The organism is Parvibaculum sp., from assembly GCF_002684405.1.
Taxonomy (GTDB): domain Bacteria; phylum Pseudomonadota; class Alphaproteobacteria; order Parvibaculales; family Parvibaculaceae; genus Parvibaculum.
Genome location: NZ_NYVD01000149.1, coordinates 1 through 15,144 on the forward strand (window position 1 = coordinate 1; position 15,144 = coordinate 15,144).

A 15,144-nucleotide genomic window follows, 5' to 3' on the forward strand; every position below is an offset into this window, starting at 1 on the left:
AGCGGCAAGAGTTTCAACGATGTCGCCAAGGAATTCTCCAAGGGCCCCAGCGCGGGGAATGGCGGCGATCTCGGCTGGTTCAAGAAGGGCGATGTCGTGCCCGCCTTTGGCGATGCGGTGTTCAAGATGAAGCCCGGCGAGGTTTCCGATCCGGTCAAGACCCAGTTCGGCTGGCATGTGATCAAGCTTCTGGAGATGCGAGACGTGAAGAAGCCCACGCTTAAGGAAGCCCGACAGGACGTCATTCGCGGTCTGGCGCAGGAGCAAGGCCAGAAGCTCATGAAGGAGATGCGGGCCAAGGCCGATATCGAAATCGTCGGCGCGAATGGCGGTGAGGTCCGGGCCAATCCCTCCCAGCCGCAGATTGTTCCGGATGCGCCCTGATTGCTGTAGATAGAAACGATAGTTCGAATCGAAGCGCGCCCGGCGACGGGCGGCAGGACAGCAGCGATCCGACACGGATAGCGGCGCGACGAGGGGCAGACGGCACATGACAGTGAAGACGACCAGCCGGAGCGGCACGAAAACTTCTGTCAAACCTCGCAAGAAGGTCAGCGGCAAGGCGAAAGCCAAGCCGCGGGTGAAGGCGAAGCCCCATAGCCGGGCCAAGCAGACCCGGGCGACGCGCAAGACCGTCAAGGCGACCGCGGCCACGCCGGTCGCAAAGAAGAAGCCCGTCAAGAAAAAGCCCGCGCCCAAGGCGAAGAGCAAGACCGCCGCCGCCAAGAAGAAGGAAGCGCCCGCCGTTTCCCCGCTTGCGCCCAAGAGCTATCCGGCGCTCCCGCCGATCGAGGGCGTGGAGCTCGGGACCGTGGCGGCGGGCATCAAATACAAGAACCGGACCGATCTTCTGGTCGTGCGCATGACGGACGGTACGCAGGCCGCGGGCGTCTTTACGACCTCCAAGACCGCGTCCGCGCCGGTGGACTGGTGCCGGGGCAATCTTGAAGATGGCGGTCTCGGGCGGATGCTTGTCGTCAATTCGGGCAATTCCAACGCCTTTACCGGCAGGGCCGGCGTCCAGACGGTGAAGGCGACGGCGGCGGCCGCCGCCAATGCGGGCAATTGCCGGCAGAGGGATGTCTTCATCGCCTCCACCGGCGTCATCGGCGTGCCGATGGATCCCGCTCCCGTGGTCGCCGGTATCGAGACCGCGCTCAAGGATGCGCGTCCCGACAATTGGGACGCCGCCGCGCAGGCGATCATGACCACCGATACCTATCCGAAGCTTGCCACCCGGCGCTGCAAGGTGGGCGATGCCGAGGTGACCATAAACGGCATCGCCAAGGGCTCGGGCATGATCGCGCCGGATCTGGCGACCATGCTCGTCTTCATCTTCACCGATGCGGCGCTGTCTCGCGAAACGCTGCAGACGCTGCTGATGCTCGGCGCGCGCGACAGCTTCAACGCCATTACGGTGGATAGCGACACTTCGACCAGCGACAGCGTGATGCTGTTTGCCACCGGCGCCGCGATGAAGGACGCCACGCCGGTTCGCCGGGCAGGCGATCCCAAATTGCGGGAATTCCGCCGGGCGCTGGACGAGCTGATGCTCGATCTTGCGCATCAGGTGGTGAGGGACGGCGAGGGCGCCACGAAATTCGTCCAGGTCACGGTGAGCGGCGCGGAAAGCCATCAGGCGGCGCGGCGCATTGCCATGGCGATCGCCAATTCGCCGCTGGTGAAAACGGCGATCGCGGGCGAGGACGCCAATTGGGGCCGCATCGTCATGGCGGTCGGCAAGTCGGGCGAGGCGGCCGACCGGGACAAGCTGGTGATCCGGATCGGCGGTGTCGACGTGGCCAAGAGCGGCCAGGCCGTCCCCGATTTCGACGAGGCGCCGGTCGCCCGGCACATGAAGGGCCAGGAGATCGACATTGCCGTCGATGTCGGCGTCGGCAAGGCATCGGCCACGGTGTGGACATGCGATCTGACGCATCAATATATCAGCATCAATGCGGATTACCGCAGCTAGGACCCCGCAGGCGGGGCGCGGCATGCTTAACTCGGCCTTTACCCTGATCGCGGTTTTGCCGGGTTCCGGCCCCTCCGTGTGTCTGAAATTAACTCCGTTTCCCGATGATATGAGGAGCGCGTGACCGCATGAGCGAAACGAAGATAGTGCTCGTGGCCGCTTGCGCGCTGGTCGATGCGGATGGGCGCGTGCTGATGGCCAAGCGGCCGGAAGGCAAGCCCATGGCGGGCCTCTGGGAGTTCCCGGGCGGCAAGGTGGAGGCGGGGGAAACGCCCGAAGCTTCGCTGATTCGGGAATTGCAGGAGGAACTGGGTATCGACGTGACGGAGGCCTGTCTCGCGCCGCTTTCCTTTGCGAGCCATGCCTATGAGACGTTTCACCTTCTGATGCCGCTTTACGTATGCCGGCGCTGGGAGGGCAGGGTTCAGCCGCTGGAAGGGCAGGAGCTCAACTGGGTCAGGCCGAACCGGATGCGGGATTATCCAATGCCGCCGGCGGATGAACCGCTGGTGGCGGCGCTGCGCGACCTGCTCATGTGAGCTTCGCCGGCGCCTGCAGAGGCGGGGTGAGCGATGGGCAGGCTGACGGAGATTTTTGCGCGTTTCGGGCGCGATGAAGGCGGGGCGACGGCGATCGAATATGCGCTGATCGCCAGTCTGATCGCGGTGGCGATTTCATCGACGGTCTATACGCTGGGCGGCACCGTGATGGTCGATCTCTTCCAGCGTATCGCCGACGCCATGACCGGCTGACGCGTCACTTCTTTCCGGACGGGTTTCCGAAGGGAGCCTTCTCGCCCGCCGTCTGTTCTTTCGAACCGAGGGCCTCGGCCATGCTGTGCGTGGCGCTGCCGGGCCGGAGCGGTTGCTGCTGGTTTTCATGCGGCGCCCATCCTGTCGCCGTCACGATTTCGAAGGTGGCGGGGATACGTCCGTCGGGCAGACCGAATTTCTCTGCGTAAATTTCGGCGGCGCGAAACAGCGTCCGCCTTTTCATCGGCTGGCGGCGGCGCTCGGCGAGCGCATTGGTCTCGCCCATGCCGCGCAGATCCGCCATCAGCTTCAGCGCATTGTCATAGCGCACGGTCACGCGGTCGGAATCGGCGACCGGCAGGGCAAAGCCCGCGCGTTGCAGCAGTCCTCCCACATCGCGCAGATCGGCGAACGGCGAGACGCGCGGCGACAGGCCACCCTCGATTTCGATTTCCGCATCCGCCAGCGACTGGCGCAACTCGGTCAGCGTCTCGCCGCCGAAAAAGGCGCCGATGAACAAGCCATCGGGTTTCAGCGCGCGGCGTAGCTGAATGAGCGCGCCGGGCAGGTCGTTCACCCAGTGCAGCGAGAGAATGCTGGTGACGAGATCGAAGGTTTCGCCCGCAAAGGGCAGGAATTCCTCATCGGCGACGAGACGGGCGCCGGGCGCTTCCTTCACCATGGCAAGCGACAGGTCGGCGGAGACGATGTCGCCGATCTTTTCCGGCGGAAGCGCCGCCCGGCCCAGCGCGCCGTCATGGCTGCCGAGATCGAGTGCCAGCGGGAAGTCCCGGTTGGTGTGGATGAGGCGCTCGGTCACCTCTTCCATCGTCCGGGTGAGGAGAAAGTCGTATTCGCCGAAATTCGCCGCCGCGCGCTCTCGGCGACGTTTCAGGGCGGCGCGGTCGAAAATGAGGTGTTGGGAGGGGGCATTCGTCATGGCCGGCATATTGTGTCGGGCCGGGCGCGGCTGCAAGGCATGTTCGCGCTTCGCAGGCCCCCGGGCCTCGGCTAACCTTGCCTCATGCCGATTGCCACCCCGGCCGTGACGGGGCTCTCACGTCTTGCCGATTTTCTGCTGCCGCCCGTTTGCCTTGCCTGCGGGCAGGGTGTGGGCGAGCACGGCACCTTGTGCGGCGAATGCTGGGGGGAGGCGGCGTTCATCGAGGAGCCGCGATGCCGGGTCACGGGGCTTCCCTTCGCCTATCAGCCCGGCGGATCGCATCCATCGGACGGGGAAATGGTAAGCGCGGTGGCGCTCGCCCATCCGCCGGCCTATCGCGCGGCGAGGGCGGCAATGCAATATAACGATCTGAGCCGGCTCTTGATTTCCCGCTTCAAATATGGCGACCGCCTGGAAGGGGCGCCTGCTTTTGCCCGATGGATGATGCGGGCGGGAGCGGAGATGCTGGACGGGGCGGACCTCATCCTGCCCGTGCCGCTGCACAGGGCGCGGCTCTTTTCACGCCGGTTCAACCAGTCGGCGGAGCTGGCGCGGTGGATCGGTCGGCTCTCCGGCGTGCCTTTCGAGGGGCGGACGTTGCTGCGTATCCGGGCGACAAGGCCGCAGGTCGGGCTCTCGGGCGAGGCCAGACGGCGCAATCTCAGAGGGGCCTTCAAGGTTGCCGAGGCGCGCCGGGCGGGCCTTCAGGGGCGCTGTGTGGTAGTTGTGGACGATGTCATCACCTCCGGATCGACCGTCGAGGCCTGTGCGAAGGCGCTGATCGGGGCCGGCGCGGCGGAGGTCCGTGTGCTTGCGCTGGCGCGGGTTGTGACCGGCGAGGGGGCGATTATATGAATAAGAGTTTGTTTTGAAGGAGTTCCGCAGATGGCGGATGTGACGATCTATACCACCATGCTTTGCCCCTATTGCCACCGGGCGAAGGCGCTGCTCGGCAAAAAGGGCGTTTCCTATACCGAGATCGATGTCGGCATGGATTCCGACAAGCGCCGCGAAATGATGCAGCGGGCGAATGGCGGCCACACGGTTCCCCAGATATTCATCGACGAGCGGCATGTGGGCGGCTGCGACGAGCTCTATGCGCTGGAGCGGGCAGGCAAGCTCGATCCGTTGCTGTCGGCCTGATCCGCAAAGGCTGAGAAGAGATGACCGAAACGAGTTTCACCGCAGGCCTGGTCCAGATGCGCAGCGGGCGCGACCCTGAAGCCAATCTGACCGAGGCCTGCCGTCTCATCGGCGAGGCGGCGGATGGCGGCGCGACGCTCATTGCGACGCCTGAAATGACCTCGCTGCTGGAAAACAAGTCGCGGGATCTCTTCGCCAAGGTGAAAGACGAGGTCGATAGCGAGGCCTTGCCGATGTTTCGGTCGCTGGCGTCTCAGCGGGGTCTCTGGCTCGTCATCGGGTCGCTGCCGATCAAGGTGAGCGACGACAAGGTGGCCAACCGCTCCTATCTCATCGGGCCGGATGGCGAGGTCGCCGCGCATTACGACAAGATCCACATGTTCGATGTCGATCTTGAGGGCGGCGAGAGTTATCGGGAGAGCCGGAATTACGAGCCGGGCAAGCGGGCCGTGTGTGCGGATACCTCCCTCGGGCGGATCGGCCTCAGCGTCTGCTACGATCTGCGTTTCCCGCATCTCTATCGAACGCTTGCCAAGGCGGGGGCGGATATTCTGACCGTGCCGGCCGCTTTCACCCGCAAGACCGGCGCGGCGCACTGGCATGTGCTGTTGCGTGCCCGCGCAATCGAGACGGGATGTTATGTGCTCGCGCCCGCGCAGGGCGGCGTGCATGAATGCGGGCGCGAAACCTATGGCCACAGCCTGGCGGTTTCGCCCTGGGGCGAGATCGTCGCCGAGATCGATGGTGAGGAACCGGGCGTGACCACATTCGAAATCGACCTTGCGGCCGTTCAGGCGGCGCGGCAGGCCGTGCCGAGCCTGACGCATGATCGCGACTGGCATCTGGCGGAGCCGGGCGCATGATCCATTACGCGCTGGTCTGTACGAAGGGCCATGAATTCGATGGCTGGTTTTCCTCGTCTGCGGGTTTCGAGGAACAGGCGGCGGCGGGCGATGTGCGCTGCCCCGTCTGCAACAGCAAGAAGGTGCGTCGCGCGCTGATGGCGCCGGCCATCGCCAAAAGCGGTGCGCCGAAGGTGACGAACGATGCGCAGGCGGAAGCGGTGGAACGGGTCTCGCAGCTCATGACGGCGCTGCGCCGCCATGTGGAACAGAATTTCGACTATGTCGGCGATCGGTTCGCCGAAGAGGCCCGCCGCATTCACTATGGCGAAACCGGGCATCGCGACATTTACGGCGAAACGACGCTCGAAGAGGCCGAAGAGCTGATCGAGGAGGGCGTCGAACTCGCCCCCCTGCCGACCCTGCCGCGCGACAAGGCCAATTAGGCATTTACTGCCGGATTGAATTTGCGTCGTCATTGCGAGGAGCAAAGCGACGAAGCAATCCGGCTCTGAGTGCGCGGCTCTGGATTGCTTCGCTTTGCTGGCAATGACGGAGCGGCCGGGCCTGAAGAGGTCTAGGCGAACAATCCCTTCAGATAGTCGTTCAGAAGCCGGCCCTTGGGGTCGAGCTCGTTGCGGATGCGCTTGAAGTCTTCCCAGCGGGGATAGAGCCTGGCGAAATCCGCTCCCGTCAGCGTGTTGAGCTTGCCCCAATGCGGACGCCCGCCAACGGCGCGATGGATCGGCTCGATTGCGGCGAAATAGGGTTTGTAGTCTTCCTTGTAGTAGCGATGCACCGCAATGGAGGCGCTTTCGCGCTCATGGAAGGGCGACAGCCAGATGTCGTCCGCGGCAACGGTGCGGAACTCGATCGGGAAGAAGACTTCCAGATTGTTGTCCTCGATCTTGCGGATGATCTTGCGAAGCGTCTCCGGTCCCTTTTCGCGGGGCAGGTGATATTCCATTTCGTTGAAGCGCACGCCGCGCTCGGTGGAGAGCGTCTTGTGGGAATAGTCCACGCGCTCTTCCGGTTCGATGTCGCCCATGATCTTCTGCAGGATCCAGCGCCGGGCCGACGGCGCCCAGCCCAGCCACTCTTCCAGCATCTTCAGTTCTTCAAGCGAGTCGTCGTCGGTTTGCGGCGGGACTGGCGTTTCCGGCTCGTCGGTGATGTTGTTGGAAATGCCGAGCGCCATGCCCGAGAAGGGGATGTAGTAGAACTCGAAGATATGGTTCTCGCGCCAGAATTTCGGCGCTTCCTCCAGCATGTCGTCGATGGGCATGACCCAGGTGCGGCGCTTGAGCTTGTAGAGCGGGCGCGCCTTCAGCTTCACCTGGGTGATGACGCCAAGCGCGCCGATGGAGACGCGGGCGGCCTGGAAGAGGTCCGCATTGTTGTCGGCGTCGCAGTCGATGGTTTCGCCGTCGGCCATCATCAGACGCAGGCCCGACACGAAGGTCGAGAGCGAGCCGATATTGGCGCCCGAGCCATGCGTGGAGGTGGAAATCGCGCCTGCGATGGTCTGCTTGTTGATGTCGGGCATGTTGTTGAGCGCAAGGCCGCGCTCGGCAAGGCTCGCGCCCAGCGCGCCGAGGCGCGTGCCGCCCATCACGGCGGCTTCGTTAGTCGTCGGATCGCTGCCGATCACGCCGCTCATCCGGTCGAGGGAAAAGATCGTGCCGGAGGTGGGGACGATGGGCGAGAAGGAATGCCCGGCGCCCACAGCCCGCAAAGGCGCGGGGCCGGTTTTCAGCAGGCTTGCCAGTTCTTCCGTGCCGGCGGGCGCGGCGCGGCGTTCGGGCGTGCAGCTTTGGCCGCCCGACCAGTTGTGCCAGGGGAGCGCTTCCTGCTTCGCCTCGGCGAAGGCGCGGGTGACGGTGCCCGGCAGGGTGCCCGTTGCGGCAAGCGCGGAAATACCCGCGGCCTGAAGCATGAAATGGCGGCGCGAGAATTTCATCGTGTCGTCTCCTCTGTGTCCTTCGGGGCAGGCGCGGCCATGAAGCGCGTCAGCGCGATGAAGTCCCCGCGCGAGCACTCGATGCACTGGCCGAGCGGCGGCATGCCGTTGAAGCCGTTCAGAATGTGATCGAGCAGCGTGTCTTCGCCCTGCGCCACGCGCGGTTTCCAGGCGGCGAGATCATGCGATTGGGGCGCACCCGTTTCGGGCACGGTGTGGCAGGTATGGCAGGACGCCTGATAGAGAGACGCTTGCCGCTGGGTGAGGTTCACCGGTTCGGGCGCCTTGTCTTCGCCGCAGCCTGCAAGGAGCAGGAAAGCGCCCAGCAGGATCGTTGCCTGTGCACTGATCTTCATCGAGTTATCCCCTCAAATGCCGTTGAGGGGGATCATGCCGAGACGGGCGGTTGCGTCAAGAAGTATAGCGAAAACTATTTTTTAGTGGCGAGAGCCATGTAATTGACGTCGGTATCCTTGCCCAGGTTCCAGCGGTCGAGCAGCGGATTGTAGCTGACGCCCTGCCATTCGAGGATGTCGAGACCGGCCCCGGTCAGGCCCTGTTCCATCTCGGCGAGGGTGATGAACTTTTTCCAGTCATGCGTGCCGCGCGGCAGCCAGCCCAGCACATATTCCGCGCCGATAATCGCCAGCGCATGGGCTTTCAACGTGCGGTTGAGTGTGGCTACGAACATCAACCCGCCCGGCTTCAGCATTTCCGCGCAATGGATGAGGAACCGGTCGCGGTCGGCCACATGTTCGATCACTTCCATATTGAGGATGACGTCGAAACGCTCGCCCGCCGCAGCCAGCTCTTCCGCCGTGGTGCAGCGATAATCGATGGTCAGCCCCTCTTCCATGGCATGGACCGAGGCGGTCTTGATGTTCTTTTCCGCCGCGTCCGCGCCCGTGATGTCCGCGCCGAGCCGGGCCATGGGCTCGGAGAGCAGGCCGCCGCCGCAGCCAATGTCCAGAAAACGCAACCCCTTGAAAGGCTTGGGACTTTTGGCGGCGAGCCCGAAATGGGCGATGACGCGCTCCCGGATGAAGGACAGCCTTACCGGGTTGAACTTGTGGAGCGGCTTGAACTTGCCCTCCGGCGCCCACCATTCCGCGGCGATGGCGGAAAAGCGGGCGATCTCTCCCTCGTCGATGCTGGTATAGGCGTCCGAAGCCGCCGCGCCTGCCTTGTCCGTTGCTGTCATGTTCGATCCGCCTTCAGCCGTGCTGTCTGCTTTTTGCGTCTGCCGTAGCGTCTGATTGGCCTGAAACTTATGCGTGGCCGTCATTCTGCGCCGGTTGCGGGCCATTGCCCATGCGAGTATGTATGTGCCGCGTTCAGCGGGTCGAGAGCTGTCGTCCGGAAACCTGAGGAGGCCGGTGCGCCAGTCTCGCCGAGAGGTCCACCCACAAGCGACTGATATAGGGCGTTCCGGGCGGCGGGGTCCAGTGAAGACAGGACCGGACCCGGCGGGCGCATGAGGACAAGTTTCAAACAGGGCGGCGGGCCGGGGGTCGGCCGCAATTCGGTGAGCGAATGGCCCGGCTGGTCATGAAATTCGGCGGCACCTCGGTTGCCGATCTGGAGCGGATTGCCAATGTCGCCGCGCATGTGAAGCGCGAGGTGGATCATGGTCACGAGGTGGCTGTGGTCGTGTCGGCAATGGCGGGGACGACGAACCAGCTCGTCGAATGGACGCGCGAGGCCGACCGGCTTCACGATGCGCGCGAATACGACACGGTGGTTGCCACGGGCGAGCAGGTGACGGTCGGCCTTTTGTCGATCACGCTGCAGAAAATGGGCGTTCATGCCCGTTCCTGGCTCGGCTGGCAGATCCCGATCCGCACTGACGGCGCCCACGGTGCCGCGCGCATTACCGACATCGACGGGACGCAGCTTGTCGAGCGTTTGAGCCAGGGGCAGGTCGCGGTCATTGCCGGGTTCCAGGGGCTCGGGCCCGACAACCGGATCACGACGCTGGGGCGTGGCGGCTCGGATACGAGCGCGGTCGCCATCGCAGCGGCCATCAAGGCGGATCGCTGCGACATTTATACGGATGTGGACGGTGTCTATACCACCGACCCGCGGATCGTTGCGAAGGCACGGAAGCTTGATAGAATCAGCTACGAAGAGATGCTCGAAATGGCATCTTTGGGCGCCAAGGTTCTACAGACACGTTCCGTCGAGCTCGCCATGGTCCACCGGGTGCGATTGCAGGTGCGTTCGAGCTTCGACGCGCCCGATGCGCCGCAGTTCGCGGGGGAAGACTTCGTTCCCGGTACTCTAGTTTGCGACGAGGAAGAAATCGTGGAGCAGCAGGTCGTCAGCGGCATCGCCTATTCCAAGGACGAAGCCAAGATCACTCTCGTCAAGGTCGAGGACAAGCCGGGGATTGCCGCGAGCATTTTCGGTCCGCTGGCCGACGCGTCCATCAATGTCGACATGATTATCCAGAACGTTTCGGATGACGGTCGCAGCACCGACATGACCTTTACCGTGCCGCAGGCGGAACTGCCGCGCGCGGAAGAGGTCATCAACAAGGTGATTTCCGGTATCCGCTGCGAACAGGTGCGGACCGATCCCGGCGTGGTGAAAGTGTCTGTCATCGGTATCGGCATGCGAAGCCATGCAGGCGTCGCCCAGGCCATGTTCCGCACGCTTTCGGAAAAGGGGATCAACATTCAGGCGATCACCACCTCCGAGATCAAGATCAGCGTCTTGATCGATGCCGAATATACGGAGCTTGCGGTGCGGGCCCTTCACTCCGCCTACGGGCTGGATTCCGAGTAAGGGGGGGCGCGCCCTTGACCATGTCTCGCAATAGCAGGAGCCCCAGCCGGCCGGGAGGCCTGAGCTGATGCCGGCCTCGGTGGGCGGGCCGCGCGTACTCTTGCGTCGTCTGCGCGAGGTTATGGCAAAGCCCGAGACCGCCCAGAAGCGCCTGGACGAGATCGTGGTGCTGATCGCCTCCAACATGGTGGCGGAGGTGTGTTCGGTCTATCTCAAGCGCAGCACGACCGATCTGGAACTTTTCGCCACCGAAGGTCTGAAGCCGACCGCCGTGCATCATACGAGGCTGCGCGTGGGCGAAGGCCTGGTGGGCGATATCGCCGCGCATGCGCGCCCGCTCAATCTGGCCGATGCTCAATCGCATCCGGCCTTTGCCTACCGGCCGGAAACGGGCGAAGAAATCTACAAGTCGCTGATGGGTGTGCCGATCCTGCGCTCGGGCCGCGTGATGGGCGTTCTGGTGGTGCAGAACCGGACCAAGCGCCATTACACCGAAGAAGAAGTCGAAGCGCTGCAGACGGTCGCCATGGTGCTGGCCGAGGTCGTGGCCGCGGCTGGGCTTCTGGATGCGCCGAGCGAGCTGGAAGAAGAAGAGGCCAAGCCCTTTTACCTTCAAGGGTCGTCCTTTGCCGAAGGGATCGCCCTCGGTCATGCGGTGCTGCATGAGCCGCGCGTCCATGTGACGAAGCTCATTGCCGAGGATACGGATGCGGAGCGCGAGCGGCTGGAGCGGGCCGTCTATGCGCTGCGCGGGTCCATCGACGACATGCTGCAGACCGAAGATCTCAGCCATGCGGGCGAGCATCGCGAGGTGCTGCAGACCTATCGCATGTTCGCCAATGATCGCGGCTGGCTGCAGCGGATGTCGGAGGCGGTGAATACCGGCCTGACGGCGGAAGCCGCGGTGGAGCGCGTGCAGAACGACACGCGCGCCCGGCTCCAGCGGGCCGCCGACCCCTATCTGCGCGACCGGCTGCATGATTTCGACGATCTGGCGAACCGGCTGCTGCGTCAGTTGACCGGCGTCACGCTTTCCTCGGTGTCGGAGGATCTGCCGGTCGACGCCATCGTGATCGCGCGCAATATGGGGCCGGCCGAGCTCCTCGATTATGACAAGGACCGGCTGCGCGGCCTGGTGCTCGAAGAGGGTGCGCCCAATGCGCATGTCTCCATCGTGGCGCGCGCGCTGGGCATTCCCACGGTGGGCCGGGCCGACGAGGCGCTGGATCATGTGGAATCCGGTGAGGCCATCATCGTCGATGGCGATACCGGCGAGATCTATATCCGGCCGACCCAGGAAGTCATTTCCTCCTACTCCGAAAAGGCGCGCTTCCGCGCCAAGCGGCAGGAGCAGTATCAGGCGATCCGGCACGAGCCGGCCATTTCGCAGGACCAGCAGCGCATCTCCTTGTTCGTGAATGCCGGATTGCAGGTCGATTTGCCGCATGTGGCGGAGTCGGGCGCGGAGGGGATCGGCCTCTTCCGGACCGAGTTGCAGTTCATGATCGCGGCGGCCCTGCCAAGTCTCGGCGATCAGGTGGAGCTCTATAGCGCGGTGCTGGACCATGTGGGCGACATGCCGGTGGTCTTCCGCACGCTCGATATCGGCGGCGACAAGATGCTGCCCTATATGAACCTCGCCCAGCTCAAGGAGGAAAACCCCGCGCTGGGCTGGCGGGCGATCCGGATCAGCCTCGACCGTCCGGCGCTGCTGCGCCATCAGCTGCGGGCGCTGCTGACGGCGGCGGCGGGGCGCGAGCTGAGGCTCATGTTCCCCATGGTGGCGGAGGTTGCCGAATATCAGCGGGCGCGCGCGCTGGTGGACAAGGAACTTGCCCGGCTCGACAAGTTCGGCAAGGAGCGGCCGTCGAAGATCGAGGTCGGGACCATGCTCGAAGTCCCGGCGCTGATCTGGCAGCTCGACGCGCTGCTGCCGCTGGTCGATTTCGTCTCCATCGGCTCCAACGATCTGCTGCAGTTCCTGTTTGCCAGCGACCGGGGCAATCCGCGCGTGGCGACCCGCTACGACCTTCTGAGCCCGGCGGTGCTGAGCTTTTTCAGGCATGTCGTCGACAAATGCGCCGAATATGAAACGCCCGTTACGCTTTGCGGCGAGATGTCGGGCCGGCCGCTGGAGGCGATGGCGCTGGTCGGGCTGGGCTTCAGGCGTATTTCCATGTCCCCCGCCGCCATCGGCCCGGTCAAGCTGATGGTGCGCTCGCTCGATGTGGGCAAGCTGGAGACCTTCATGGAAGGGCTTATGAAACTGCCCGACGGATCCGTCCGGCCGCAGCTCAAGGCCTATGCCGAGGCGGAGGGAATATCCGTCTGAGTGCGGAGTTTTTTTGCCGCAGCCGGGTTTTGTTAAGAAAACGTAGTTTTTTATCGGTCAAATTGCCCAAGTTGGGCCCGATTTTTCGTTTCGAGTGTTGCGAAATATCAATAGTTTTGGTTTATTCTCAATACTCAGATGCAGTTGGGGGCAAGTTGTATCGGGCGGCAGGGGCAGTCGTTCGGACGCATGCATGACATCCTGAATGACGGCCGCGCAAAGCAGGCTTGGTTGACCAAAGTCGAGCATTTTGGATGGCTCATTTCGATGAAGAGCCGAGACGTATGACCAAAGTTACGATGCTTCCAGCCGAGGGACGCTCCGAGGGGGGACGCCGCAGGCTGCATTTGCGTGACATCACGCATGAAGAGCCGCTTGAGGCGCATTCTGTCGGGGCCGAGCTCCGGGCCGTGCGGCTTCGCCGCAGCGAAGAGATCCGCAGCATCGCCCATATCCTTCATATTCGCCGGGATTATCTCGAAGCGCTGGAAGAAAGCCGCTATGAGGGCCTGCCCGGTCGCGCCTATGCGCTGGGTTTCGTTCGCTCCTATGCCGAATATCTGGGGCTCGACAGCCAGCATGTGGTCGAGCGCTACAAGAGCGAGCTTGACGGGGATGTGTTGGAGGAGGCGACGGAGCCGGCTTCCCGGTTCATCCCGAAAGCCGCCGGCGAGCGGCGCATGCCGCGCGGTATGGGGCTCGTCGTGGTGCTCATCGTCGCAGCCGGGCTTTACGGCGTGTGGCTGATGAGCAAATCCGCCGATCAGATGGTGGCCGACCGTCAGGGGGCGATCCCCGCCGAGGAGACCGATCCGTCGATCCAGGCCGCCGAAGCCAATAATTCCGCCGCTGCGCATCATCCGCTGGAGAGCATGCCGCGCGGCGATACCGCCTCCGCGGCGACGCCGCGCGAAGGCGCCATTTCCTCCATGCGGCTCGGTGTGGGCGTACCCGGGGCGAAGCTGGTGCCGGGCGGCGAGGCGGCCATGATGGACGCCTCGGAAACCGTCGACCAGCCGCTTGCGGCCCGTCCCGCCGTCGAACCGCTTCCCGCCATTCCCGAAGGCACCGTCTATGGTGTGGAGAATGCCGGCAGCCGTGTCGCGCTCAGGGCCCGCAAGGACGACACCTGGATCCGGGTGGAAGATGCCAATGGCCGGGTGCTGATCGAACAGACCTTCAAGCGTGGCGATCTCTATCGCGTCCCCGCCGACCGCGGGGCCGTGCTGGTGGCGCGCGATGCCAGCGCCATCGAACTCGTGGTGGATGGCCGTTCGCTGGGTCTTGCCGGCCCGCCCACGCTGGTGCTGACGGGCAAGCCGCTCGTTGCCGATACGCTTCTGGCCGCGGCGCCCAAAACCGAGATCGAGGCCGCGGCGGCCGACGAAGAGGCCGCGCCCGTTCAATAGTGCGGCCAATGGGGCGGTGGGCGGCGCCTTCGCGGCCCGGGATCATGCCCCGGATGGCGCGGCGGCGATCAACACATTATATGTGGGCCGAACGGGTCGTGGATGCGGCGGCGGCAGGCTGCCTCACACGGCCCCGGCCCCTTGCTAGCGAGAGTTTGGAACCGCTATGAGCATTCGACCCTGGCGCGACATCATCCGCAGGCCGAGCCGCAAGATTCATGTCGGGAATGTCGCCATTGGCGGGGATGCGCCGATTTCCGTGCAATCCATGACGAATACGCCGACCGCCGACGCGGCTGCGACGATCGACCAGATCCGGCGGATCGAAGAGGCGGGGGCCGATCTCGTTCGCGTGTCCTGCCCGGATGAGGCGTCCACCGCCGCGCTGAAGGAAATCGTGCGCGCGGCGAGCGTGCCGGTGGTGGCCGATATCCATTTCCATCACAAGCGTGCCATCGAGGCGGCGGAGGCGGGCGCGGCCTGCCTGCGCATCAATCCCGGCAATATCGGGTCCGAAGCGCGGGTGAAGGATGTCATTCAGGCGGCCAAGGATCATGGCTGCGCCATCCGCATCGGCGTGAATGCCGGGTCGCTCGAAAAGGACCTGCTGGAAAAATACGGCGAGCCCTGCCCCGAGGCGATGGTGGAAAGCGCGCTCGACCATGCGCGCATCCTGCAGGATCACGATTTCCACGAATTCAAGATCAGCGTGAAGGCCTCCGACGTGTTCCTGTCGGTCGCGGCCTATCAGCAGCTTGCCGACGCGATCGATTGTCCGCTGCATCTGGGCATTACCGAGGCGGGCGGGCTCCGCTCGGGTACCATCAAATCCTCGATCGGTCTCGGGTCTCTTCTCTGGGCGGGGATCGGCGACACGATCCGCGTGTCGCTTTCCGCCGATCCGGTGGAGGAGATCAAGGTCGGCTTCGACATTCTGAAGTCGCTCGGGCTTCGCCATCGCGGCGTCAACATCATCTCCTGCCCGTCCTGTGCGCGGCAGG

General features: G+C 64.2%; 16 protein-coding genes. 12 read left to right on the top strand and 4 right to left on the bottom strand.

The window, feature by feature from the left end; genetic code table 11:
- The 4 genes from CMI59_RS13990 to CMI59_RS14005 all read left to right on the top strand — a co-directional run.
- Nucleotides 1-384 (top strand): peptidylprolyl isomerase (locus CMI59_RS13990; protein ID WP_293328854.1); only part of this gene is annotated, 384 nt, incomplete at its 5' end.
- A 106-nt stretch (nt 385-490) separates the two neighbouring features.
- Nucleotides 491-1,975: a bifunctional glutamate N-acetyltransferase/amino-acid acetyltransferase ArgJ gene (gene argJ / locus CMI59_RS13995; protein WP_293328855.1), complete on the top strand. Its 1,485-nt coding sequence runs from the start codon at nt 491-493 to the stop codon at nt 1,973-1,975.
- A 128-nt stretch (nt 1,976-2,103) separates the two neighbouring features.
- The gene (mutT, locus tag CMI59_RS14000; RefSeq protein WP_293328856.1) at nt 2,104-2,514 is read left to right on the top strand and encodes an 8-oxo-dGTP diphosphatase MutT; all 411 of its coding nucleotides are present in this window, start codon (nt 2,104-2,106) and stop codon (nt 2,512-2,514) included.
- A gap of 42 nt (nt 2,515-2,556) precedes the next feature.
- Complete coding sequence (locus CMI59_RS14005) at nt 2,557-2,727, top strand: Flp family type IVb pilin (RefSeq protein WP_293328869.1); 171 nt, start codon at nt 2,557-2,559, stop codon at nt 2,725-2,727.
- Between the two features lie 4 nt (nt 2,728-2,731).
- Here the strand turns inward: CMI59_RS14005 and CMI59_RS14010 are convergent, their stop codons facing one another.
- A complete protein-coding gene (locus tag CMI59_RS14010) occupies nt 2,732-3,667 on the bottom strand; it encodes a methyltransferase domain-containing protein (protein WP_293328857.1) in 936 nt (311 codons plus the stop codon).
- A gap of 84 nt (nt 3,668-3,751) precedes the next feature.
- On the opposite strand from CMI59_RS14010, the gene CMI59_RS14015 reads away from it, so the two are divergent.
- Genes CMI59_RS14015 through CMI59_RS14030 form a run of 4 tightly spaced genes read left to right on the top strand, consistent with a single transcriptional unit; the run spans nt 3,752 to nt 6,101 of the window.
- The gene (locus tag CMI59_RS14015) at nt 3,752-4,525 is read left to right on the top strand and encodes a ComF family protein (protein ID WP_293328858.1); all 774 of its coding nucleotides are present in this window, start codon (nt 3,752-3,754) and stop codon (nt 4,523-4,525) included.
- A 30-nt stretch (nt 4,526-4,555) separates the two neighbouring features.
- Complete coding sequence (grxC, locus tag CMI59_RS14020) at nt 4,556-4,813, top strand: glutaredoxin 3 (protein ID WP_293328859.1); 258 nt, start codon at nt 4,556-4,558, stop codon at nt 4,811-4,813.
- 20 nt (nt 4,814-4,833) lie between these two features.
- Nucleotides 4,834-5,676: a carbon-nitrogen hydrolase family protein gene (locus tag CMI59_RS14025; RefSeq protein WP_293328860.1), complete on the top strand. Its 843-nt coding sequence runs from the start codon at nt 4,834-4,836 to the stop codon at nt 5,674-5,676.
- Nucleotides 5,673-6,101: a DUF1178 family protein gene (locus CMI59_RS14030; RefSeq protein ID WP_293328861.1), complete on the top strand. Its 429-nt coding sequence runs from the start codon at nt 5,673-5,675 to the stop codon at nt 6,099-6,101. The genes CMI59_RS14025 and CMI59_RS14030 overlap by 4 nt, the downstream gene beginning before the upstream one ends.
- Nucleotides 6,102-6,232: 131 nt before the next feature.
- Here the strand turns inward: CMI59_RS14030 and CMI59_RS14035 are convergent, their stop codons facing one another.
- The 3 genes from CMI59_RS14035 to ubiG all read right to left on the bottom strand — a co-directional run bounded on the left by CMI59_RS14035 (nt 6,233) and on the right by ubiG (nt 8,816).
- The gene (locus CMI59_RS14035) at nt 6,233-7,615 is read right to left on the bottom strand and encodes a D-arabinono-1,4-lactone oxidase (RefSeq protein WP_293328862.1); all 1,383 of its coding nucleotides are present in this window, start codon (nt 7,613-7,615) and stop codon (nt 6,233-6,235) included.
- Nucleotides 7,612-7,971 (bottom strand): c-type cytochrome, encoded by a 360-nt coding sequence (locus CMI59_RS14040; protein ID WP_293328863.1) that lies wholly within the window; start codon nt 7,969-7,971, stop codon nt 7,612-7,614. The genes CMI59_RS14035 and CMI59_RS14040 overlap by 4 nt, the downstream gene beginning before the upstream one ends.
- Nucleotides 7,972-8,045: 74 nt before the next feature.
- Nucleotides 8,046-8,816, bottom strand: a complete 771-nt coding sequence (gene ubiG, locus CMI59_RS14045; RefSeq protein WP_293328864.1) for a bifunctional 2-polyprenyl-6-hydroxyphenol methylase/3-demethylubiquinol 3-O-methyltransferase UbiG — start codon at nt 8,814-8,816, stop codon at nt 8,046-8,048.
- 332 nt (nt 8,817-9,148) lie between these two features.
- Between ubiG and CMI59_RS14050 the strand changes: the two genes are divergently transcribed.
- The 4 genes from CMI59_RS14050 to ispG form a co-directional block, all read left to right on the top strand.
- The gene (locus CMI59_RS14050) at nt 9,149-10,402 is read left to right on the top strand and encodes an aspartate kinase (protein WP_293328865.1); all 1,254 of its coding nucleotides are present in this window, start codon (nt 9,149-9,151) and stop codon (nt 10,400-10,402) included.
- 67 nt (nt 10,403-10,469) lie between these two features.
- On the top strand, nt 10,470-12,734 hold the full coding sequence (ptsP, locus tag CMI59_RS14055) for a phosphoenolpyruvate--protein phosphotransferase (RefSeq protein ID WP_293328866.1): 2,265 nt from the start codon (nt 10,470-10,472) through the stop codon (nt 12,732-12,734).
- Between the two features lie 284 nt (nt 12,735-13,018).
- On the top strand, nt 13,019-14,143 hold the full coding sequence (locus CMI59_RS14060; protein ID WP_293328867.1) for a helix-turn-helix domain-containing protein: 1,125 nt from the start codon (nt 13,019-13,021) through the stop codon (nt 14,141-14,143).
- A 166-nt stretch (nt 14,144-14,309) separates the two neighbouring features.
- The coding region (gene ispG, locus CMI59_RS14065) for a flavodoxin-dependent (E)-4-hydroxy-3-methylbut-2-enyl-diphosphate synthase (RefSeq protein ID WP_293328868.1) at nt 14,310-15,144 on the top strand (835 nt) is incomplete at its 3' end.